This is a genomic window from Vibrio coralliilyticus ATCC BAA-450 (genome assembly GCF_000176135.1).
Classification (GTDB): domain Bacteria; phylum Pseudomonadota; class Gammaproteobacteria; order Enterobacterales; family Vibrionaceae; genus Vibrio; species Vibrio coralliilyticus.
The window spans coordinates 819,805-841,817 of the sequence record NZ_ACZN01000015.1 but is presented as its reverse complement, the minus strand read 5'-3'; the positions used below and the strand labels follow the sequence as shown (position 1 = coordinate 841,817).

The 22,013-nt window shown below is 44.5% G+C and carries 20 protein-coding genes and 1 pseudogene; 16 read left to right on the top strand and 5 right to left on the bottom strand.

The genetic code is table 11. The features are described from left to right. Window positions 1-69: 69 nt before the first annotated feature. Both VIC_RS11070 and VIC_RS11065 read right to left on the bottom strand, forming a co-directional pair. Window positions 70-1,754 (bottom strand): annotated as a pseudogene (locus tag VIC_RS11070) (AMP-binding protein). Between the two features lie 136 nt (window positions 1,755-1,890). After that, on the bottom strand, window positions 1,891-2,628 hold the full coding sequence (locus VIC_RS11065) for a helix-turn-helix domain-containing protein (RefSeq protein WP_006959820.1): 738 nt from the start codon (window positions 2,626-2,628) through the stop codon (window positions 1,891-1,893). 484 nt (window positions 2,629-3,112) lie between these two features. Here VIC_RS11065 and VIC_RS11060 point away from each other — a divergent pair, with 484 nt between their 5' ends. The 13 genes from VIC_RS11060 to tnpA all read left to right on the top strand — a co-directional run bounded on the left by VIC_RS11060 (window position 3,113) and on the right by tnpA (window position 14,417). Continuing rightward, the gene (locus tag VIC_RS11060; RefSeq protein ID WP_006959819.1) at window positions 3,113-3,277 is read left to right on the top strand and encodes a Flp family type IVb pilin; all 165 of its coding nucleotides are present in this window, start codon (window positions 3,113-3,115) and stop codon (window positions 3,275-3,277) included. 99 nt (window positions 3,278-3,376) lie between these two features. Further along, complete coding sequence (locus VIC_RS26860) at window positions 3,377-3,526, top strand: Flp family type IVb pilin (RefSeq protein WP_006959818.1); 150 nt, start codon at window positions 3,377-3,379, stop codon at window positions 3,524-3,526. A gap of 24 nt (window positions 3,527-3,550) precedes the next feature. After that, the gene (locus tag VIC_RS11050) at window positions 3,551-4,072 is read left to right on the top strand and encodes a prepilin peptidase (RefSeq protein WP_039951756.1); all 522 of its coding nucleotides are present in this window, start codon (window positions 3,551-3,553) and stop codon (window positions 4,070-4,072) included. 15 nt (window positions 4,073-4,087) lie between these two features. Then, entirely contained in the window at window positions 4,088-5,434 is a 1,347-nt protein-coding gene (locus VIC_RS11045; protein WP_006959816.1) for a P-loop NTPase family protein, read from the top strand. After that, window positions 5,431-6,174, top strand: coding sequence for a Flp pilus assembly protein CpaB (gene cpaB, locus VIC_RS11040; RefSeq protein ID WP_006959815.1), 744 nt, complete (start codon window positions 5,431-5,433; stop codon window positions 6,172-6,174). Before VIC_RS11045 ends, cpaB begins: the two co-directional genes overlap by 4 nt. Before the next feature lie 8 nt (window positions 6,175-6,182). Beyond that, the gene (locus VIC_RS11035; RefSeq protein WP_038513361.1) at window positions 6,183-7,646 is read left to right on the top strand and encodes a type II and III secretion system protein family protein; all 1,464 of its coding nucleotides are present in this window, start codon (window positions 6,183-6,185) and stop codon (window positions 7,644-7,646) included. An 8-nt stretch (window positions 7,647-7,654) separates the two neighbouring features. Further along, on the top strand, window positions 7,655-7,936 hold the full coding sequence (locus VIC_RS11030) for a hypothetical protein (RefSeq protein WP_006959813.1): 282 nt from the start codon (window positions 7,655-7,657) through the stop codon (window positions 7,934-7,936). Window positions 7,937-8,122: 186 nt separating this feature from the next. Next, the gene (locus VIC_RS11025; protein ID WP_006959812.1) at window positions 8,123-9,346 is read left to right on the top strand and encodes an AAA family ATPase; all 1,224 of its coding nucleotides are present in this window, start codon (window positions 8,123-8,125) and stop codon (window positions 9,344-9,346) included. 26 nt (window positions 9,347-9,372) lie between these two features. After that, on the top strand, window positions 9,373-10,863 hold the full coding sequence (locus tag VIC_RS11020; RefSeq protein ID WP_006959811.1) for an ATPase, T2SS/T4P/T4SS family: 1,491 nt from the start codon (window positions 9,373-9,375) through the stop codon (window positions 10,861-10,863). Window positions 10,864-10,874: 11 nt separating this feature from the next. Next, window positions 10,875-11,843, top strand: a complete 969-nt coding sequence (locus VIC_RS11015) for a type II secretion system F family protein (protein WP_006959810.1) — start codon at window positions 10,875-10,877, stop codon at window positions 11,841-11,843. Between the two features lie 2 nt (window positions 11,844-11,845). Beyond that, window positions 11,846-12,790 carry a type II secretion system F family protein gene (locus VIC_RS11010; RefSeq protein WP_006959808.1) on the top strand — a complete coding sequence of 315 codons (945 nt, stop codon included), beginning with the start codon at window positions 11,846-11,848 and terminating at the stop codon, window positions 12,788-12,790. 13 nt (window positions 12,791-12,803) lie between these two features. Continuing rightward, window positions 12,804-13,820, top strand: coding sequence for a tetratricopeptide repeat protein (locus VIC_RS11005; RefSeq protein ID WP_006959805.1), 1,017 nt, complete (start codon window positions 12,804-12,806; stop codon window positions 13,818-13,820). Between the two features lie 150 nt (window positions 13,821-13,970). After that, window positions 13,971-14,417: an IS200/IS605 family transposase gene (tnpA, locus tag VIC_RS11000; protein ID WP_039951144.1), complete on the top strand. Its 447-nt coding sequence runs from the start codon at window positions 13,971-13,973 to the stop codon at window positions 14,415-14,417. Between the two features lie 71 nt (window positions 14,418-14,488). On the opposite strand, the gene chrA is transcribed toward tnpA, so the two are convergent. Next, window positions 14,489-15,634, bottom strand: coding sequence for a chromate efflux transporter (gene chrA, locus VIC_RS10995; RefSeq protein ID WP_006959803.1), 1,146 nt, complete (start codon window positions 15,632-15,634; stop codon window positions 14,489-14,491). 104 nt (window positions 15,635-15,738) lie between these two features. On the opposite strand from chrA, the gene VIC_RS10990 reads away from it, so the two are divergent. Then, window positions 15,739-16,647 carry a LysR family transcriptional regulator gene (locus VIC_RS10990; RefSeq protein ID WP_006959801.1) on the top strand — a complete coding sequence of 303 codons (909 nt, stop codon included), beginning with the start codon at window positions 15,739-15,741 and terminating at the stop codon, window positions 16,645-16,647. On the opposite strand, the gene VIC_RS10985 is transcribed toward VIC_RS10990, so the two are convergent. Further along, on the bottom strand, window positions 16,644-17,726 hold the full coding sequence (locus VIC_RS10985; RefSeq protein ID WP_006959799.1) for a phosphatase PAP2 family protein: 1,083 nt from the start codon (window positions 17,724-17,726) through the stop codon (window positions 16,644-16,646). The two genes, VIC_RS10990 and VIC_RS10985, sit on opposite strands and share 4 nt — an antisense overlap. Window positions 17,727-17,804: 78 nt before the next feature. Next, window positions 17,805-18,806 (bottom strand): transcriptional regulator MelR, encoded by a 1,002-nt coding sequence (melR, locus tag VIC_RS10980; RefSeq protein ID WP_006959797.1) that lies wholly within the window; start codon window positions 18,804-18,806, stop codon window positions 17,805-17,807. Window positions 18,807-19,138: 332 nt separating this feature from the next. Here melR and melA point away from each other — a divergent pair, with 332 nt between their 5' ends. Both melA and melB read left to right on the top strand, forming a co-directional pair. Continuing rightward, window positions 19,139-20,491: an alpha-glucosidase/alpha-galactosidase gene (melA, locus tag VIC_RS10975; RefSeq protein WP_006959795.1), complete on the top strand. Its 1,353-nt coding sequence runs from the start codon at window positions 19,139-19,141 to the stop codon at window positions 20,489-20,491. Between the two features lie 70 nt (window positions 20,492-20,561). After that, window positions 20,562-21,992, top strand: coding sequence for a melibiose:sodium transporter MelB (melB, locus tag VIC_RS10970; RefSeq protein ID WP_006959793.1), 1,431 nt, complete (start codon window positions 20,562-20,564; stop codon window positions 21,990-21,992). Window positions 21,993-22,013 lie beyond the last annotated feature (21 nt).

The following is a 22,013-nucleotide window of genomic DNA, read 5'->3' as shown; positions in this document are numbered from 1 at the left end:
AAGCATCATAATCTCAATTGATAAAAAAGCAAAAAGGAGAGCTCTCGCTCTCCTTTTACCTATAGATTTTTAGTCTTCCCAGACGACGAGTTGACCCTTCGGCCAGTTATGACCCACGTCGTGGTATTTTTGCTCAAGGACATGACGTTTGATTTTCAAAGTTGGAGTGAGGATGCCATTTTCAATACTCCAAGGGTCTTTGATCATCAGAACCCCTTTAATCTGTTCATGAGACTCTAACTCTGCATTCATTCTTTCCACTACCTTCTTTGTGGTTCTTTCATATCGCGCACGATCGAAGTTAGGGAAATCGTGAGGGACTACCAATAGGATAGGAGCCGGGAGACCTAGTCCGATCAAACACATCATCTCCACACGGCTGTATTCAAATAGTTTTTTCTCAATTGGTACAGGTGCAACGAATTTACCTTTGGCTGTTTTGAAGGTGTCCTTTTTACGGCCCTGAATGGTTAAGTAGCCATCTGCGTCGATAAAGCCGATATCCCCAGTGTGTAACCAGCCCTCGGAATCAAATGACTCTTGAGTAGCAATATCGTTTTTGTAGTATCCAGAAAACAGACCTTTGCCACGAACCATGATCTCTTCATCTTCTGCGATCTTAAGCTCGATCCCTGGGCCTGCATTACCGACTGAGCCAATTTTATCTGCTCTGAATGGGTAGTTGAGGGTACTGTATGCGAATGACTCGGTCATTCCCCAAGCTTCGGTGATGTTGAGGCCAACGCTATGGTACCAGTTAAGCAAGGCTGGAGAGACGGGAGCAGAACCACAGCCCAAAACACGAGCCTGATCCAGTCCAAGACCGTCAGCGAGTTTCTTCTTAATCAAGGAGTTAACAAAAGGAATCTTGAGCAGGATATTGAGTTTCTTCTGCGGTAGTTTGTCTTGAATGCGTTGCTGGAATAAGGTCCAAAGGCGCGGCACCGAGATAAATAGTGTAGGGCGGTGCATTTTGACGTCTTCGATGAAAGTATCAAGGGATTCAGGGAATGCAGTCGGGACTCCACCCATGATGGAAGAACCAAAGATGTACACGCGCTCAGTGATATGCGCCAGCGGCAAATAAGAGAACAAACGGTCATTTTCCTGAATGCCGATATGATCGATCAGTTGCTGTACTGACCAGCTAAATGCGCCATAGGTGAGCATCGCGCCTTTTGGTAAGCCGGATGTACCTGATGTGTACACCAGCGACATTAACTTATCATCGTAGTGTTCAGGACGAGCATTGCTTGGCTGAGATTTAGCAATTAAGTCGTTAAAGCTGTGCTGACATTTCGGTGCTGTATCGTATGGAAGCGAAATGCTGATTAGATTTGGCATTGCATCCAGTACTTGCTGAGTTGCAGCAGCATCGTCAAGCTTACCGCCAATTAGCGCTTTACTTTCACTATGAGTGACGCAGTACTCAATGGTGTCGGCCCCCGCTGTTGGGAAGATGGGGACGCTGACAAAATCGCCCAGCATCATTGCCAAGTCGCAAATGAACCATTCAGCACAGTTTTTCGAGACCAGAGCCACTTTATCGCGAGGCTGTATACCTAACTCTTCTAAGGCAGACACCAGCTTTAGTGCTTTGTCAGCAACTTCTGCATAGGTGACTCGACGAATTGACGGTTAATAATTTGTTTTAGATACACTTCATTTGGGCGTTCCTCTGCCCAGCGAAGGATCATTTCATTTGGTGGTGGGAGAGCACAAGTCGTTTTGCTTAACTCGTTAGGCTGAATCATTTTCTAACTCCATGTTATTGGCAAAGTTATGGTATTTTTTATATTGTTAACAGCTTGTTAACTTTAGCACGCGGGGTGAAAAAGAGGGAAGTATTAGAGGGTAGTTCAACAGGAACTTGTGACCGTGATGTGAAAACTAATGTAGCTGGCGGTAGATGGCCGGACTGAAGCCCGTTTTTTTCTTAAAGATGCGTGAGAAGTAAGACACATCGTTGTAGCCACATTGAAAAGCTATAAATGAAATCTTCTCTTTTCTCTTGTCACTAAGTAATTGTTTAGCAAGACTAATTCTTTTAAGGGTGAGGTAGTCTCTGAAACTGACTCCAATCGATTTATGGAAGAATTTTGAGAAGTATGTAACAGAGTAATGGCAATACTCTGCAATATCTTCCTCTCTGATGGTTCTAGATAAATTTTTATCTATGTATCTTAGGATTTCGACCAGATCTTTGCTGATGTGTTTTTGTTCAACAATCGCTGATACTTTGTGTATCTCAAGAATTTCCTGATGTTGATTGAATTGGTGATACACTTGGTTGCTGAGTTTTTCAGCCCAAGACTTCATCTCGCCTTGATTGAGGTTGAATGTGGAGAAAACGACATCGAGCTCTTCCACATCATGATTGAGTTGGTCTTTATAGATGACAACTAAGTGTTTGTTGAGGTTTTGACATAGCTTAGCTGCGGTAAGAAATAGCGAATGGAAATTTTCTTCATAAAAGAAGAAGCAGAAGTGGATATCATTTTCGCTTAGGACCGAAACATCATAGCCGTAATCGAGAAGGAGGAAACGTCTTTCTAAATCTCGAACGACGTCCTTGGTGACGTAACTTATTGATTGGCCTAGCCAGTATCCTTTATGTAAAACATCCACTATGCGCTGTTTCCTGTCTTACTATCCTCACTATCACTAGTAATGGTAGGTGAGTGGTAGTCGAACTCAACCAGAACGATACAATTCACTAGTGTTAGTAATGCTCATATTGATTTAATTATAATTATGGCTACTCATAAATATGATGAAGGTCTTACTTTTGTGCTCTGGCGGTTTTGTCAAGTTTCAGAAGTGAGACTGGGTTAAACAAAGGCACCATCTAATAAACCATTAGATATTCAATATAAAATAAGTAAATAAAAACAATATATTGTGCTGAATATGGTTAATTAAAATATCATGAGTATTTATTCTAAATTAAAACATCATCGATGTTTTTCTTTTAATAATTCGCTGAGTGATGAATTAAATATGGCAAAAAAGTGCAAAAGATAGTTAAAAAAATCCTAACTCTTATTTCCTGTAAAACCTAAATTAACTTTAAGCGTGACAGCTTGGTGTACTTTTAGAAAGGAGACAGGTCATGAATAAAGTACTAGTTAATATCAAAGCATTTCTTAAGGATGAAGAAGGGTTGACTGTTGTTGAGTATGTTGTTGGTGCAGGGCTAATAGTTGCAGGTCTTACTGGGATATTTACAACCTTTAGTAGTACGTTAGAAACTCAGCTAACAGGCGTATTTGGCTAAATCACAGTCGTGTATGACTTAACCACGACTGAGGAACAAATGTACAGGCCCATGATGTATATTATGGGTCCTTTGTACGTTTGTGAGGAGGGTGTGGTGATGAGTGTTGTTGAATTTTGTCGTGATGAAGAGGGGCTTACAGTCGTAGAGTATGTAGTGGGAGCTGGCTTGATTGTCGCTGGGTTTGCAGGATTGTTTATTGCCATCAGAGGTATTTTATCTGCGGAGTTTGCGACTATATTTAGCTAAAACTTATACGCAAGGGACGGTTAAATGAACTTATTTATTTGGATAGTCTTGTTTGCTGTAGCCGTCTCAGACGCAAAAGAGCATCGAATTCCTAATACCTTATTATTAATAATTTTGTTTTTAGATTTAATAAATAAACTTTTTATTATTCAAGATTATCCACTTTTATTATGGTCGGTTGGTACTGGTATTACTTGCTTTATTTGTGCACTGATTCTTTACTTTTTGAAGGTGATGGCACCAGGTGATGTAAAACTTTTGGGTGTTGTCGGGTTTTGGCTAGGTCCAGAACATATAACACAAGCGGTGTTTTGGATTGCAATTTCCAGTGTTGTTGTTGGTATATTTTTCGCACTATTGCGTTTAGCTGAATCCCCTGAGAAAGCCAAAGTACTTTTTTCAAAATATTCGCTATTTGCTTTGTATGGTGCTTCGGGAACCAAAATGCTTGGGCCACCTAAACAGAAAATGAGTGACCACTATCAAATGCCATTTGCCCCCGTAGTTGTAATTGGAATTGCGATTTATTTTTATTTTCTGAATTGATGACAAGGAGTCATTATGGTTCAGGCGACGACTCAAGTTCGACACAGGACCGAGCTCACTCCACAAGCTAAAGAGCCTCCTGTTCCAACCACCTTTGACGATCTGGGTGTGCCCCAAGCTGTGGTGGAAAATCTAGTCGTAAAACACTTGGCTGCCTACCCTAAATCAGACATCTTACAACTCACCAAATTACTGTGTATCAACAGCCATTTAATCGAAGACATTATTGCCGGACTCAGAGCTAAGTCGTTAGTCGAAGTTTTTCAGGCGACGCCAGCGAGCTTCACAGCTCAATCGAGCGGTCATGTTCGTTATGGTTTATCAGAATCTGGGATTCAAGAAGCAGACATTGCATTTGTAAAAGATGCCTACTTAGGGCCTGTACCTGTCTCACTCCGTCAATACAGCCAAATGGTCGAAGCGCAAGACGTTCGAGCACAAATGGTAAATCGGGCCGACGTAGAATACGCATTGTCAGATGTTCTTGGTGCTCAACGCATGGTGGGTGTGCTTGGGCCTGCTATCAACTCAGGCAGGGCATTACTTTTGTATGGCAGCGCAGGTTCAGGGAAGACGTTTGTTGCAACCAAGATCCTTAACTCACTTAATACATCGATTTACGTGCCATATTCTGTTTTCGCGGCGGGCAACATCATCAAAGTTTTTTCACCCCAGCATCATAAGCGAGTGCGGAGTGAAGAAATACATTCCATTTCGTTTAAAGAGCACTTCGATCGCAGGTGGGCGCTGTGTGAACGTCCTAGTATTCAGGTTGGTGGTGAGCTCACCATGGACATGCTTGAAGTCAATCACAGTGAACACAACAAAGTGTGGTTAGCTCCGCTGCAAATGATGGCCAATAACGGTATTTTCATCATTGACGATTTGGGCCGACAACCCATGCCCGTCGATACTCTACTCAATCGTTGGATTGTGCCGATGGAGTATTTTTACGATTACCTCAATTTACCTAATGGTCAGCAAATTTCCATTCCATTTATTCTGACGCTCGCCTTTTCTACGAATCTCGATCCAGAAAAGATCAGTGATCCTGCGTTTTTGCGTCGGTTAGGCTACAAAATTCAATTTGGACCACTTCTAGAGCATGAATACCGAGAGCTCTGGGACATCATTTCCAGTTCGAAAGATTTGTCTCTCGCAGAGGGATGTTTTGACACTTTGTTTGAATTACACCGTCAGCACGACGTGGGCTTTTATCCCTGTCTACCCAAAGACATCGTAGGGATCAGCCGAGATATCATTGTATTTGAAGAAATTGACCCCGTTATCTCCCCTGAAATCATAAATCGCGCCTGGGAAGTCTATTTTACTGCTGATGGTAAAGGAGGAGGCGCTCGATGAGTCGAAATCAAGTTATTTTGCTTTTTTTGCTGTCTATCGCATTTGGCTTAGGGGCAGTATTTTTTGCTAAGCAGTGGATGGACAGACAACTTCAGCCACAAACCGAAGTAGAAGTGGTAGAGAGAGAACCGGTTGTCGTCGCTGCTCAGGAAATCCCAGCAGGGAGTGTTATTGGTGAGCAGCATCTGACGAGCAAGCTGTTGGAGAAAGATTGGCGTGACGAGTTTCAGTTCACCAGCTCAGAAGAGTTAATTGGTCAAGTCGTTGCAACCAGTATTTTTCCCGGCGAAATCATTAACCAAAATCGTCTTACCGTGCCTGGTGAAGGCTCTACTCTGGCTGCATTAATTCCTGAAAATAAACGAGCTGTGACGATCAGGGTGAATGACGTCATTGGTGTGGCAGGGTTTCTTCTTCCGGGAAATAAGGTCGATATTTTAAGTACTGTAAAATACAGCGAAACATCAGCGTCAACGTCGACCGTTTTGAAAGACATTAAGGTACTTGCGGTAGATCAAACTGCTCGAACCAAAGACAACAAACCCATCATCGTGCGAGCTGTGACGCTGGAAGTTACACCAAGACAAGCGGAAAAATTACTCACGGCACGCAGTAAAGGGGAAATTCAGCTGACGCTGAGAAATCCTCATGAAGAAGAAAAAGCGGTCAAACGCTATGTAGCGCCAAGTGTCACCATCATTAAAGGCACACAGTCTAGCAATATCCGAGTCAAGGATTGAGGTGAGCTATGAAAAACATAATTACTCTAATGATTATATTAGTGCTGAGTTCGTTCCAATCACACGCTGCAACTCAGTCGAGCAAAGTGGTTAAAGTCCCTCATCATAAATCGACCCATGTCACTTTAGTTGGAAAAGCAAAACGGGTATCACTTGGTGATCCAGAAGTGTTGGATATTGTGATGCTTAAATCCAATGAAGTCTTCTTGATCGGTAAAAAATTGGGTTCGACTAACCTGATGGCTTGGGATAGTCGAGGCCGATTAATTGAGTCCATCAATATCGAAGTGACGCATGACCTCAACAGTTTAAAAGCCAAGCTATTCGAATTCCTTCCCGATGAAGAAATTGGTGTGCACAGCGCGCAAAATAGACTGATACTCAGTGGCCTAGTCAGCTCTCAATCGGCGATGAACATTGCTTTAAGAGTGGCAGAAACTTATGCCGCTGGCCAAGAAGTCGACAAAGAAACGGAATCTCTGAGTGAGCAAGTTTCAAAAACAGGGGTCATCAATCTGCTTACTATTGGCGGAGCACAACAGGTGATGTTGGAAGTTACGGTTGCGGAAGTGCAGCGTACGTTAGTCAGAAAATTTGACTCTAATTTTCATTTCTTTCAGTCGAGTGGTGACTTCAATTGGGGGGGCACATCGGCAGGGGGATCCATTGACGATGTGAACAATGTTGTCGCGCCGATTTTTAATGCACCGACTATTGAAAATACGGGGTTGCTAGGAACACTGATAGACAGCAATACCTTCTTTACATTCGCCTTGGATATTGCCAAGCAGAACGGTACGGCCAAAGTCCTTGCTGAACCTAATCTTACAGCGCTGAGTGGTGCGAAAGCTGAATTTTTAGCTGGTGGGGAATTTCCTATCCCTGTACCTGATGAGGACGGTATTACAATCGAATACAAAGAGTACGGAGTAGGTTTAAAATTCATTCCTACGATACTCACAGATCAGAAAATCAACCTTAATCTTGCGGTGGACGTGAGTGAAATCGCCAATTCTGCCACATTAACCCTTGCCCCTGGTGGTACGAACGCCACCTATGTCATCCCCCCGATTACACGTCGTAGCGCATCGTCGACACTGGAGTTAGCGGATGGGCAGACTATTGGGATAGCTGGTTTGTTGAGTGAGAATGTAAGGGACTCTGTTGCTGAAATGCCGGGTTTCAGCGATATCCCAATTCTTGGACAGATGTTTAATAGTCAGGAATATATCTCAGGTGAGACTGAGTTGGTGATTCTGGTGACTCCACGCTTGGCTAAACCTATTGATCGCAACCGGGTGACGTTGCCGACAGACTCGTTCGTTGAGCCAAATGATTTTGAATACTATTTGCTTGGTCGAGGTGCCTATCTTGAACCTGCTGATGCATCGAAACCAAAAGCAGAGCGTAGTGCGCCCATGGTGGATTATTCCAAAGGTGGCACTGAAGGTACCTTCGGACACAGTTTATAGGAGGCAATATGATTTATCGATATTTACAGATTTGTATTTTATGCCTGCCTTTCACGCTACTAGGTTGCGTTAACAATGCAGACCGCCTCGGCGAGCATGTTGCAAAAATAGCATCTGAGCAGACTTATAACCCGAATGCGAGCAGAGATAATCTTGAGGTGATCCCGACAGGTAGTGGTGAGCGGATGGAAGGGGCTTATCAAATTTATACTGGTAAGCAGGACTCTGAGTTGTCAGGCACAGATAGCCAAGTTATTGAGAATTTTGGCCAAGGCTCAGGGAAAAAATAGTGTCCTAGAGAAATAGCTTCGATAACTTATGGTCGAAACTATGACATAAGTCACGCTGTTTTCTACAATTAGACTAATAAAAGAGAATGCAGTCAAAGTTAATCCAGTAGATATGAAGGGTTATAGAGACTGGAATGCTTTGAAGTATGTTAATACTTCATCTAGCGGGCTGCTAGGAGAAAGGGTATGGGAGAAGCGGTTAAGCTTACACCAAATGGAGATTGTCCTATCAGATTGAAAACCAATTTAACAATTTGGGTATTTTACTCGTCTGATGCTTTTCACCTGCACATTAGCCATGAATTGTCTAAATGCCAGAGCGTGAGTTTTGAAATGATCTCATTCCATGGCTTAGTTGTGAGTAATCTATCTCACTTCTCTCCTCCTGATTTGATTTTCGTTGAAACTGGGCCGAATTGGGCACAGAAAATTGTCGAACTGCAGCAATATGAAGCCCCTGATTCTGCCGAAAGTGGTCATGAAGCTTCCTTAATTGTCTTTGGTAATGAAAATGATAACGGTGCATTGAAAATAGCGCTGAGAATTGGAGCGGCTGATTTCATTTCCGATAAAGCGATGCTCGACGAACTGGTACCTCTGCTGAAAAATGTTGCTGAAGATAAAGTTGCTAACCGTCATCTTGGCGAGCTGATGGTGTTTATGAACACTAAAGGTGGCGCAGGTGCCTCTATGATTGCTTTGAACACTGCAATAACCATTGCCAAACAGAACCCTGAGCATGTCTTATTGCTCGATCTGGACATGCAATTTGGCGTCATCGAAGACTATCTAAATATCCACAGTACCTATGGTTTGGCTGATGCAATCGCCAATGTAGCCGACCTTGATGACGTCTCACTGGGCAGCTTGGTTACTAAACATGAATCGGGCCTGCATGTTATCGGTTTTAAACGTGAAAGTAGCCATGAAAATTTTGAAAAAGCGAACCAACTGAATAAGCTGATTCCGGTGTTAAGAGAACAGTACCCGTATGTGATTGTTGATTTATCACGTGGGCTCGACCGAACATTTACTTCCGTGATTTCACCTGCCACCAAGGTGTTCATGATCACACAGCAAAACTTAGTAGCGATTAAAAATACAACTCAACTTCTCAAGTTACTCACCTTTGAACTAGGCGTATCCAAAGAGCAAATGGAAGTGGTCGTGAATCGCTTCGAAAAGCGTCAATCGATCAAGTTAAAGGATATCCAGGACACGGTAGGTAATATCCCTATTCATACCATACCCAATGAATTCAAAGTCGCGATTGAAAGTGCCAACTTAGGGCGCCCTTATATTCAAGCTAGAAAGGGGAGTGCGATTGCTAAGTCTGTTAGGAAGTTAGCGGCTACCTTGATGCCAGATAATGAAGTGAAAAAAGGTTGGTTCAAAAAGTTGTTTTCTTAGCGAGCATATTTTAAGAGGGAACTTTTATGTTCTTTAAAAGAAAAAACATCAATCCAGAATTGCAGCAGAGGGTCGCTGAAGCAGAGGCCGAAGAAAATCAACAGCAAGCTATGGTCGATGACAAGCCAAAAGAAAGCGTCTCGCTAGAGCTGCATCAGTCTCATGAACCTGTCGATTCTTATCGAGAAAGAAAAAAGCTCGAAGCGGAAGCAAAAGAGCACGCTGTTGAGGAAGCGCGTAAGCAGTTAGAGCAAGAGTTAGCGGTTAAGCATTATTACCACCAGCGACTGTTAGAAACATTGGACTTAGGACTTTTGGCGAGTCTGGAAAATGACAGAGCGCGAAAAGAACTGCACGACGCGATTGTTCAACTGATGGCGGACGATCAGACCCATGCATTAAGTGCGGAAGGTCGTAAGCGTGTGATTCAACAAATTGAAGATGAAGTCTTCGGCTTAGGGCCCCTAGAGCCTTTGCTTAACGATGCAACTGTCTCTGATATTCTGGTCAATGGCCCGAAAAAAGTGTTTGTTGAACGTCGTGGTAAGTTAGAACTGACTCCTTATACGTTTCTCGACGAGCGTCACTTACGTAACATTATCGATCGAATTGTGAGTCAAGTTGGGCGTCGTATTGATGAAGCTTCGCCTATGGTGGATGCACGATTGGTGGATGGTTCACGTGTTAACGCCATCATTCCCCCTTTAGCCCTCGATGGTGCCTCGGTGTCAATCCGTCGTTTCGCAGTCGAAAAACTTAATATGGAAAACCTATTAAGCTTCAATTCTTTGTCACCAGAAATGGCCAAGTTTGTTGAAGCCGCGGTTAATGGTGCTCTCAATGTACTGATTTCGGGTGGTACAGGTTCGGGTAAAACCACCACATTAAACATTTTCTCTGGCTTCATTCCCTCTGATGATCGAATTGTGACCATCGAAGACTCCGCTGAACTGCAGTTGCAGCAACCTCATGTTGTTCGCCTTGAGACTCGCCCTGCCAATCTTGAAGGCAAAGGGGAAATCACTCAGCGTGACTTGGTTAAAAACTCCCTTCGGATGCGACCTGATCGCATTGTGCTGGGGGAGGTCCGTGGCGCTGAAGCTGTTGATATGCTAGCGGCCATGAATACCGGGCATGACGGTTCTTTAGCTACGATTCACGCCAATACGCCGCGCGATGCTTTGTCTCGTGTCGAGAATATGTTTGCGATGGCAGGTTGGAACATGTCGGCTAAAAACTTACGGGCTCAGATCGCTTCTGCAATTCATTTGGTTGTGCAGATGGAGCGTCAGGAGGACGGTAAGCGTCGTATGGTCAGCATTTGTGAAATCAACGGTATGGAAGGTGAGATTATTACCATGTCGGAGATTTTTAAATTTCACCGTAAAGGCTTAGATGAAGATGGCAATGTGCTAGGGTACTTCACGGCGACTGGTGTGGTACCTCAGTGCCATGATCAGTTGTCGAAAAAAGGGCTCCATCTGTCTTTCGATATCTTCAATGAGTCATACTCATAAGGAGAAGAATTATGCATCAGGACGCAACATTCTTTTTCATACTCTTGTTTTTTGCTGTGGTGTTTATTTCACAAGCGTTGATTTTGCCTGCAGCGGGGAGCAAAGCTAAGCACAAAGAGTTGTCCGAACGTCTTAAAGAATCCCAATCGAAGCTCGATGAAGAAGCCTTGTCTTTGCTCCAAGAGCACTATCTTAAAAGTTTAACGCCGTTAGACAGAAAGCTGGTTCGGTTTGAGGTGTTCTCTTCACTCAAAAAAATGATTGAGCTTTCCGGTTATGATTGGAGTTTGACACAGACTTTGACAGTGACATCGATTCTATCAGTGTGTGGCTTCTTTATTGTTCTATTGATAAGCCAACCTGTCTATGTGGCTCTAGCAGTAGTAGTTGCCATCTGGGCATTTCTTTATTTCTGGCTCAGCAAGAAAATATCGGACCGCCTTTCCGCGTTTGAAGGACAGCTACCGGAGGCATTAGATATTATGCGCCGTATGCTGCAAGCGGGACAGCCCGTTACTCAAGCCTTCAGTGAGGTTGGGGAAGAGATGCCAGCTCCAATTGGTGTTGAGTTCAAAAATACCTTTAATCTTTTGAATTATGGCTATGACATGCGTATGGCGATCATGCAGATGGCAGAACGAACGCCGACCGTTTCCATGCTGGCGTTTTCCAGTGCAGTGCTGCTGCAAAAGGAGACCGGGGGTAATTTATCTGAGAATCTGGAAAAAGTGTCTAGGGTATTGAGAGCTCGTTTTAAGTTGCAGCGAAAAATTAAGACATTATCAGCAGAAAGCCGTTTATCTGCATGGATTTTGGTGTTGTCACCATTTGTGCTGTTTCTTTTCCTCAGTTTTGTTAACCCTGGTTATGTTGAACCCCTGTATACCGACCCCAGAGGCATGAAGCTGATCAGTGGTGGTGTCGTTAGCTTATTTATCGGTTCTCTGTGGATACGGAAAATCATTAATTTCGAGGTGTAGACATGGAAACGATTCTGGAACAGTTTGCAGTTTACAACTTAGACGAGCAGACAGTCTTTTTGAGCCTAATCCTCTTGGCGACGGTGTTGGTGGTGTTCACCCTGTCGCTGTTGCTGGTCGGGCCTAAATCGCCTCTAAAATTAAAGCTTGAACAACTCAGGCAGTCTACTCGTTCAGACAAACTGAAAAAAAGTCGCAGGCTGGATCATACCTTAGAGTCACTGGCTCCTGTGATGAAGCCTTCTAACTCAAAAGAGAGCGAGAGTATACGGCAAAAACTCATGCATGCTGGCTATCATGATGCGAATGCATTGACGGTTTTCTATGCGTTTAAAGGCATGACAGTCGCGGTCGGTTTAGGGTTAGCGGCAGGCTTTTACTTTCTTACCCCAGACATGGCGATGCTGAATTTAGTCATGGTAGCGAGTGTTGGGGGCGGGCTTTATGTGCCCAATATACTTCTCGGACATTTGGTCAAAAAGCGTCAATCAAGAATTCGTGGTGGTATCCCGGATGCATTAGATTTAATGGTGGTGTGTACGGAGTCGGGTTTGGGATTTAATTCAGCACTTCGCCGCGTCGCTGACGAGGTTGCAATCTCTCATCCAGATTTTGCTGATGAGCTGGATACCGTATGTGTCAAAATTAATGCAGGTGTGGAAATGTCAGATGCATTTAATGATTTGATTGAGCGTACTGGGCTTATTGAGATTGCGGGTCTGGTCACCATGCTGGCACATGCCTCGCGCATTGGTGGTAGTTTGGCACAAACATTACGTGAATATACCGATGATTATCGGGACAAGAGAAATCAAGAAGTCGAAGAAATAGCAGCGAAGATACCGACTAAAATGATATTTCCTCTGCTGCTCTTTATCTGGCCGTGCTTTTTCATTGTAGCGATCGGCCCTTCTATGCTGCTATTCACATCGACCCTAGGAAACTAAAAGGAGTGGAGCAATGAAAGGATTTCATCTGATAGTGCTCACCCTATCTGGAGCGCTGCTAACGGCTTGCGCATCGAATGAGCCGAGTATTGATACGTCGCTTTATGAAGGTAAACCCATTGACTCTTTGACTTCAGACGAGCCACCGAAAACAGAAAAAGAAGCCATTACTCGGGGCGATGATGCTCTGAATGCTGGCAATGTTGATTTGGCTTTGTATGAATACATTCGCTCGTTGGCATTTGAAAATGGCCAATTTCACGACCGTTCGCTGTACAACATTGGTCGAATTCACCAATCTCGCAACAATATACCGATGGCGCAAAAAGCGTATCAGCTGGCGCTGAAAGAAAATCCGAATAATGTGAAGGTGCTTGAACAGCTCGGTACCATTTACAGCCGCTCGGGCGATGTGGAATCTGGTGGTAGTTATTTCCTCAAAGCGATTAATGCCGACCAAATTCGATTGGGGAGCAAAAAAACACTCAGCGAGGAAGATTTAGCGACTTCGAAAGAGATAGCTATGTTGAAAACAGATAACTATTCTCCAGAGTTTGCCTACATGGGGCTAGGAGTCATTGCCGATATTGATACTGATCATAAGCGAGCTCAGGCGTTCTATAAAAAAGCGCTAAGTATCAAACCAAATTCGGTAAAAACCTTAACCAACGTAGGTTACTCATTTTATATGGAAGGAGATTACCGCAAAGCACAGAGGTTTACTTTAGAGGCTCTGGATAAAGATCCGACCAATGATAAAGCATTGAATAACCTTGCTCTGATTTACTTAGGCAAAGGCGAAATTACCCGAGCGATCAACGTTTTTTCACAGCATATGGGTAAGCCGGAAGCGTTGAACAATGTCGGGTATTTTTTAATCCTACAAGGCAAGCCAGACAAGGCGATCCCATACTTGCAGCAAGCTATCGACACAAAAACGTCTTACTATAAAGTCGCCAACGAAAATCTTGAACGCGCGTTAGCTATGGTGCGGGAAGAAAAAAACAAAACTGCTGCGGTAGCGGAATAGAAAAGGGAGAGCCAATGCTCTCCCTTTTTGTTTTCTGGCCCTAAACCACCTTCTTTAGAAGGTGGTGATCGTTCTTTTGGGCTTTGCCCGAAGAACGCTCATGTTCAAGATGTCCTCGTTTGCAACCAACAAATGAAGGAAATAACGAACATGAGCAGATATGAATCCGCTTCACACGTTTATCATCGGTGCCAATATCATATTGTTTGGACACCTAAATATCGACTAAAGATTCTGAAAGGAAATTTAGGCAAAGAGCTGTATCGAAGTATCTACGTTTACAGCAATATGAAGAAATGCAAGGTTGTCGAGCTTAACGTCCAAATTGATCATGTCCATTTAGTCGTGAGGCTTCCGCCGAGCATGAGTATCTCAAATTACATGGGGTTTGTTAAAGGTCGTACAGCGATTAGGTTGTTTAACAAATTTCCGTATTTGAGAAAGAAAAAGCTCTGGGGTAATAAGTTCTGGCAACGAGGTTACTTTGTTGATTCGGTAGGGATGAACGAGGAAATTATACGTAGATACGTCAGGCACCAAGATCGTGTGGGGAAAGAAGAAGAGGAGCGACAAATGCTTCTAGGGTTAGATAAATAGCAGTGAGCCCCCTTATAGGGGGCCAACCAAAGCCACCTGCTATGCAGGTGGATTTTTACCTCTCAGTGATTTCAGTTGAGATAGCCACCTGCGATACCTGCGGCCATAAAGAATATCACCATCCAGACAATAGGCAGTTTGAGCTGTTTAAGCAGATAGAAGCCCACCAAAACAAAAGAGATATCAATTGGGCTCATGACCGCGCTGGCAAATACGGGCTGATAAAGTGCAGCTACCAAGAGGCCAACAACGGCTGCATTCACGCCGTTTACGGCGCCAGACACTTTGGGCATTTTAGCCAGCGACTGCCAATTTTTCAGTACCCCTAAAAGTAGTAAGAACCCCGGCAAAAAGACACCCATAGTAGCAATCAGTGCGCCGGCGATTGGTGCTTGAGGTAGTAACTCATAACCAATGTAAGTGGCAAAGGTAAACATCGGCCCAGGCACGGCCTGAGCGGCGGCATATCCTGTTAGGAAAGCGTCTTGGCTAAGTTGGTCACCGACAATATTTTGCAGTAATGGCAGCACCACATGGCCGCCACCGAATACTAGGCTACCTGCTTGGAAAAAGTCATTGAATAGTCCCAGAGCGGGCACATTGGAAGCGACAAAAGGCAAGCCCACAATAAGAACAACGAAGAGAGTCAAGGGGAGAATTGAAGGCTCAAAGCGTGTCTGGACAGACTCTTCCTGATTACCCAAATACTTCATGCCGATAAGTGCTGCGATCACTAAAACCAGCATTTGGGTCGCGATACCGGGAAGAACTAACAGTGAAATTGCGGTTAATAAACAAAGCGATACTGAAAGTTTTTCCTTGCAGAAGTTTTTGTACATTCCCCAAGTGGCGTCTGCAACCACAACAACGGCCAACAGTTTCAAACCATGCACAATATTCTGAAACAGAGAAGTTTCTGTCAGTTGGCTACTAAGTACCGCCAGCGCCAGCATGATAAGAACGGAAGGCAGGGTAAAGCCCAAAAATGCCATACAGGCACCCGGTAAACCGCCACGTTTGTAACCGAGAGCAAAACCTACCTGACTTGAACCAGGGCCCGGAAGGAATTGACTGAGTGCGACGATTTGCGCGTACTCTTTATCGTCTAACCAGTTTAGTTTTTCGACAAAATTGTTACGAAAATAGCCGATATGGGCAGCTGGGCCGCCGAAGCTTATCCAACCAAGCCAAAAAAAGGTTTTAAAAATAGACAACATGGTCTGGTAACTCTTAGAACAAATACTGCGCATACTTTAAGAAATGTACTAAAATGATTCCAATTAATAGTTTTAATACAATGTATGAATAATATGGGATTGCTGTGAAAGAGTTCAACTGGAAAGGGATCGACCTCAATTTACTTGTGGCGTTTCAGGCTTTGTACAATACCCAAAGCGTTAGCCTTGCAGCGCAGCAGTGTTATGTGAGTCAGTCTGCTATGAGTCATACCTTGCAGCGTCTTCGAGCATTGTTTGATGACCCTTTGTTTGAACGTATTGGCACACGCATGGAACCGACACAGCGCTCTCATGATATGGCTCCGGTAGTTCATAATTTGTTGGCAAGCATTAAAAATGATCTGCTGACAAAGCAGCATTTTGTTCCACAAGAGTACAGTGGTGCGTGGAAAATTGGTCTGACGGATTATGCCGAACAGTTGTTTGCTGCACCGCTTTATGATGCGATTAAACGTCATTCCCCTCTCTCTCAAATTAGTTTTTACAACGTTAATCGCAGTAATTACCAAGACATCGCTGACAGTGAACATCTCGATATGGTTATTGGCAGTATTACCAATCATGGCAGTCGGTATTTGTCACAACGCCTATATACGGAGCAGCACCTCTGTTTATACGATCCTCAATGTTTCGAAGTAGAGCTGCCGATGACGCTGGAGCAATTTGTGTCAGTCGAGCATGCCTTAGTCAGTCCCGATGGCAACTTGCAAACCCAAGTTGATGAGCGATTGGCAAAGCTAGGACTTCAGCGCCGTGTTGGGGTCGCCTCTCGCAACTTCTTAACCATCAGGCGGTTGCTGATTGGTCGGAAGCTGATATGTATTGTCCCGAAGCGTTTTGCTGAGATGGAGATGTATAGTCACAGTCTACAAGCGGTCGAACCTCCCATTGAAGTGCCGGATTTTGAAATTAAAATGTTGTTTCTAAAAGCGCTCAATAGTGACGAAAAGAATACCTGGGTTCGACATGTTGTTGCCGAAACCATTTGTTAGGAAAGGTGGGAGGATTTGAGTGTGTGGAGTGAGCCGACTGATTTCCAAATCACTAGTGTAAGAATAGCACTCAGATAACCGTCAATGGCATAGTGCCAAGCGAGATGGACCGAACCAATCTGTATGACCAAAACATAACCCCACATCAAATAACCTAACTTCTTGTGCAATTTTTGGAATGCGAGTGCCATTGTTACTGCGACTGAAACATGCATGCTCGGCATGGCTGATATACCACCGCCAATACCAGAATTCTGGTTTGAATACATTTGCCATAGCATTTCCTGAACATCCAAGGCCCAAAGAGGAAACCAGTGGTTGTCGACCAATAATTGGCTCTGTGTTTCCAGCCGCTCGATTAAAGGTAAATAGTATTGATGCTCTGGGTTGAGTAAGTGCATGTAACATGGGCCCGCGGAGGACATCAGTACTGCTGCAACACCGCCTATTAACAACCAACTAGTAAGAAACGTAATAAGAAACTGGTCTCTCAATTTTTCGAGGTCACGGCGAATGATGAAAAACAGCACGCTCCCCCACATTAGAAGAAACCATAAGTGGTATAAAAAATTAATCACGCTACTCGCTAACGCATTGCCAAACACTTGATGCGTGATTTGCCACGGTGAAATGCCGAAATGTAGCCATTTGTCCAGTTGGTAAAAAAGCTCATCAAACTGAAATGGATTGAGTTCAGGGATCAAGGGTTTTAGAAACGTGTAGCTGGAAAAGGTCAGGTTCAGTGCCAATACAAGTAACGCAAAGCTAATGGCTTTCGACAAAGGTTGAAAAAATGAACGCATCGCTCTGAAAAAGTAGAGTGTTGGGTGAGGTTTTCGATGGTAAAGCAAATACACATAGTAGACGCAGCTCCACACTAGAAAGGTGACATAACAGACTTGGACTAGCGTCGCCAAGTAGATGATAGGATCAAATTCAAATCTTGGGTCATCCAGATAAAGTAGTGATAAAACATACAAACAAAGAGTGGTCGCAAACACATACCCATAAAGCACCCGATCCCGGTACAGGTCTGATTGTATCTGTTGCCACTGAGTGATTACCTGTGCTTTGTCCACTGCTGCCTATATCTATGATACGAATGAGCCTGACTTTAAGTGTAGAGCAACTTGTGGGGCTTCGAGGCGGTAGCGCAGCTACTTATGACTCACCACCAGTGGCCGTTTACCATCACAGGCGCCCTTCTCTAATTGATTAAGTGGGTTGGCGTCTTTCCAGCCCCAGCGATGATCTTCTCGACTTAGCTTACGATACTGGGTAGGTGTGACTTCCATACAACGACGGAAGGTGTCGTAAAAGCGGCTGATGGAGTTAAATCCTACCGTAAGGGAAATGTCGAGTATGGTTCGTTCCGTATCACTCAGCAGCGCACGGGCGTGATTAATTCGCATCGCAGTGATGTATTGCTTGATGGTCATTTGCATGGTGCGCTGAAAAATAGTCATGGCGTAATTGACGTGCAACCCTGCATAGTCAGCGACCTTTTGTGCTGTGAGCGGAGTGTTGTGGTGGGTCGCAATGTACTCCAGCATCTGGCTGACATAAAACTGCGAGTGCTTTGAAGTATTGCTTTTCGCGGCCTTATCTGTGCGACCTGTTGAAAGCTGCTGCCAACCATCGAGACAGACGCGTTTGAGCATCAATCCAATTTCATCGGTGACTAACTGCTGGCGACTTTCCGACGGGTGTTGACTCTCTTTTGTCCAGCGAGCAATTTCAAATTCGCTGATTAAATTACAGGACTTAGATTGCAGCACAGCGCCATGGGTAAGTTGGCTCACCAGATCGCGGTTAAGCGGCCAAGACATAAAATGATGAATTGGAATATTGATGATGCCCATGTTGTGGCTTGCGCCAGGGTCAGTGAGACGGTGCGGCACCGAAGCCCAAAAGAGTCCAATACTGCCATTTTTGAGGTGAATTGGGCTGCCATTCATCATGTACTCTACGTCGTCACCAAACGGAATATTAACTTCGATTTGCCCATGCCAGTGATAACCGGGCATCGCGTGTGGCGCACGCATCTCCACATCAATTTTTTCGTAAGAGGAATAGAGTGACAATGGACTGACCGAGACACATTCTGAGGAGTACTGCTCTTGAGCAGTCACAGAGAGTAGATCGTTAGGCGAGGGCATGTCGGCTCCTTACGAAATGGTAGTTACAGGGTTGTAACAGACCTTTGTTTGGTAAAAAGAGAGATAGTTCAAAAGCTGAATAAGTCGCCCATTTTGTGGCTGAGAACGTAGCACGGCTAACATTTTGCCGTTATTGACGGTGGTTTTTCGATTTAAATGCTCAATCAATCCCGAATATCTCTTAAAGACTCCTAAAAACACTTTTTCTGTTACATGAGGCATTAAATCTTAGTAAATGAGAGAGTGATGAGTTGAACCGAGACGACTTAATCATAATCAAGTCAGTAATGTGGATGCATGACCTAGACCTATCAATAAAGGATCACATGAGCATGAACAGTCCAAAAATTACGTTTATCGGTGCCGGCTCGACCATCTTTGTTAAAAACATTCTTGGTGATGTATTTCATAAGCCAGCGTTAAAAAGTGCGCATGTAGCGCTAATGGATATCGACGAGATTCGTCTTGAAGAGTCGCATCTTGTCGTCAGTAAGTTGATGAATTCTGCAGGCGCCACAGGCACCATTTCTTGCCACCTTGATCAGAAAGAAGCGTTGCAGGACGCGGACTTTGTTGTCATCGCATTTCAGATTGGGGGCTATGAGCCTTGCACCGTGACCGACTTCGAAGTGTGTAAGCGCCACGGGTTAGAGCAAACCATTGCTGATACCTTAGGCCCGGGCGGTATTATGCGTTCGTTACGCACCATTCCGCACCTGTGGAGTGTGTGTGAAGACATGAAACAAGTCTGCCCGGATGCCACCATGCTGAACTACGTGAACCCAATGGCGATGAATACCTGGGCCATGTACGAAAAGTATCCAGAGATTAAACAGGTTGGCTTGTGTCACTCCGTGCAGGGGACGGCAGAAGAGTTAGCACGCGATCTGGATTTGGATTACGCCGACTTGCGTTATACCTGTGCGGGCATCAACCACATGGCTTACTACCTGACGTTTGAGAAGAAGGACGAGCAGGGCAATTACGTTGATATCTATCCAGATTTGCTCGATGCGTTTGAGCGTGGCGAGGCTCCTAAACCAGGTTTGCATCACGATGGCCGTTGTACCAATTTAGTTCGCTACGAGATGTTCAAGAAGCTGGGCTACTTTGTCACGGAATCTTCCGAGCATTTTGCTGAATACACGCCTTACTTTATCAAGCCAAATCGACCGGATCTGATTGAGCGCTATAAAGTGCCAATTGATGAGTATCCAAAACGTTGTGTTGAACAGATTGCTGCATGGAAACAAGATTTAGAAGACTACAAGCAAGCTGACCAAATCACAGTGAAAGAGTCTCAGGAGTACGCCAGTACGATCATGAACTCGATCTGGACAGGTACGCCAAGTGTTATCTACGGCAACGTCAAGAATGAGGGTTTAATCGACAACTTACCGCAAGGCTGCTGCGTTGAAGTCGCTTGTCTGGTTGACGCCAATGGCATTCAGCCGACCAAAGCAGGACGCTTGCCGAGCCATTTAGCGGCATTGATGCAGACTAACGTTAATGTTCAAACGCTGCTAACCGAGGCCATCTTGACAGAAAACCGTGAGCGTATTTATCACGCTGCGATGTTGGATCCACATACCGCGGCTGTTCTCGGTATCGATGAAATCTATGCGTTGGTGGATGACTTAATCGAAGCACATCAGGGATGGCTTCCTGAATGGGTTTATCAATAAAAATAATAATATCCCTTTCAATAACGTGAATCATATACGCTTCCAGTGATGGGAGCGTTAAGGAGCAAACATGAGTATTTCGATGAGCACCAAACTCAGCTATGGGTTTGGTGCCTACGGCAAGGATTTCGCCATCACAATCGTCTACATGTATCTGATGTTTTACTATACGGATGTAGTCGGTATTTCAGCGGGCATTGTTGGCACCATCTTTTTGGTGGCGAGAATCTGGGATGCAGTCAATGACCCACTCATGGGCTGGGTGGTAAACAATACCCGAACCCGTTGGGGGAAATTCAAACCCTGGATTCTGATTGGTACCCTAACGAATTCTGTCGTCTTGTACATGGTGTTCAGTGCCCACCTGATTGAAGGCCCATGGCTTATCGCCTACGCAGCCATTACCTACATTCTATGGGGTATGACTTACACCCTGATGGACATCCCTTTCTGGTCTTTGGTACCAACGCTGACGATTGATAAGCGAGAGCGTGAAGAGCTGGTCCCTTTCCCGAGGTTCTTTGCTAGCTTAGCGTGGACGGTAACCGCTGCGATTGCGATGCCATTCATTAACTATGTTGGTGGTGAAGACAACAAAGGCTTTGGTTTTCAGATGTTCACCCTGTTACTGATCGTTTGCTTCCTGATCTCCACTTTTGTCACTCTACGCAACGTAAAAGAGCGTTACTCAACCACCAAACTCAATAAAGCTCAGCCTGAAGAGAAGGTATCTCTGAAGAAAATGCTGTCGTTGATCTACAAGAACGATCAGCTTAGCAGCCTGCTGTGTATGGCTCTATCTTACAACCTAGCGACCAACATTATTACCGCCTTTGCCGTGTACTACTTCACCTATGTTGTAGGGGACGAGAGCCTGTTCCCTTACTACATGGCGTACGCTAGCATCGCTAACCTCATTACGCTGGTCCTATTCCCTAAACTGGCTCAGTGGTTCTCTCGCCGAGTTCTTTGGGCCTGTGCGTCTGGCTTCCCGATTATCGGTAGTGCAGTGTTGATCTACATTGGCATGAACGATACCCAAAGTGTGCTGCTTATCTCTACTGCAGGTGTGTTCCTGCAAATAGGTACCGCACTGTTCTGGGTGCTTAACGTAATTATGGTTGCCGATACGGTTGATTACGGTGAAGTGAAGCTTGGTGTGCGTTGTGAAAGCATTGCCTACTCAGTACAGACTCTGGTAGTAAAAGCGGGCTCAGCGTTTGCGGCTTTCTTTATAGGTATTGCCTTAACCGCTGTGCACTACGTGCCTAATGTAGAGCAAACGCCGGAAACCATCTTTGGCATGCAGTGTATCATGATTGGCTTACCAAGTTTGTTCTTTGCTATCGCGCTGTTTATGTACTTCCGTTACTACAAATTGAATGGCGCGTATCATCAACAGATCCAGCAACAGTTGATGGAAAAATATGAGCTAGTCGACAACGATGAGCATAATGAAGACATCGTTTCTTCCGACAAACCTCAGCCTGCTCAGGCGTAATCTGTTCAGCCCTTTTATCCA

Bases quoted from the DNA above. Each gene is read 5' to 3' on its own strand.
- VIC_RS11025 (WP_006959812.1), top strand. From the start codon at position 8,123: ATGGGAGAAGCGGTTAAGCTTACACCAAATGGAGATTGTCCTATCAGA.
- melB (WP_006959793.1), top strand. From the start codon at position 20,562: ATGAGTATTTCGATGAGCACCAAACTCAGCTATGGGTTTGGTGCCTAC.
- VIC_RS11060 (WP_006959819.1), top strand. From the start codon at position 3,113: ATGAATAAAGTACTAGTTAATATCAAAGCATTTCTTAAGGATGAAGAA.
- cpaB (WP_006959815.1), top strand. From the start codon at position 5,431: ATGAGTCGAAATCAAGTTATTTTGCTTTTTTTGCTGTCTATCGCATTT.
- melA (WP_006959795.1), top strand. From the start codon at position 19,139: ATGAACAGTCCAAAAATTACGTTTATCGGTGCCGGCTCGACCATCTTT.
- VIC_RS11030 (WP_006959813.1), top strand. From the start codon at position 7,655: ATGATTTATCGATATTTACAGATTTGTATTTTATGCCTGCCTTTCACG.
- VIC_RS11015 (WP_006959810.1), top strand. From the start codon at position 10,875: ATGCATCAGGACGCAACATTCTTTTTCATACTCTTGTTTTTTGCTGTG.
- tnpA (WP_039951144.1), top strand. From the start codon at position 13,971: ATGAGCAGATATGAATCCGCTTCACACGTTTATCATCGGTGCCAATAT.
- chrA (WP_006959803.1), bottom strand. From the start codon at position 15,634: ATGTTGTCTATTTTTAAAACCTTTTTTTGGCTTGGTTGGATAAGCTTC.
- melR (WP_006959797.1), bottom strand. From the start codon at position 18,806: ATGCCCTCGCCTAACGATCTACTCTCTGTGACTGCTCAAGAGCAGTAC.
- VIC_RS11035 (WP_038513361.1), top strand. From the start codon at position 6,183: ATGAAAAACATAATTACTCTAATGATTATATTAGTGCTGAGTTCGTTC.
- VIC_RS11005 (WP_006959805.1), top strand. From the start codon at position 12,804: ATGAAAGGATTTCATCTGATAGTGCTCACCCTATCTGGAGCGCTGCTA.
- VIC_RS11050 (WP_039951756.1), top strand. From the start codon at position 3,551: ATGAACTTATTTATTTGGATAGTCTTGTTTGCTGTAGCCGTCTCAGAC.
- VIC_RS11020 (WP_006959811.1), top strand. From the start codon at position 9,373: ATGTTCTTTAAAAGAAAAAACATCAATCCAGAATTGCAGCAGAGGGTC.
- VIC_RS11010 (WP_006959808.1), top strand. From the start codon at position 11,846: ATGGAAACGATTCTGGAACAGTTTGCAGTTTACAACTTAGACGAGCAG.
- VIC_RS26860 (WP_006959818.1), top strand. From the start codon at position 3,377: ATGAGTGTTGTTGAATTTTGTCGTGATGAAGAGGGGCTTACAGTCGTA.
- VIC_RS11045 (WP_006959816.1), top strand. From the start codon at position 4,088: ATGGTTCAGGCGACGACTCAAGTTCGACACAGGACCGAGCTCACTCCA.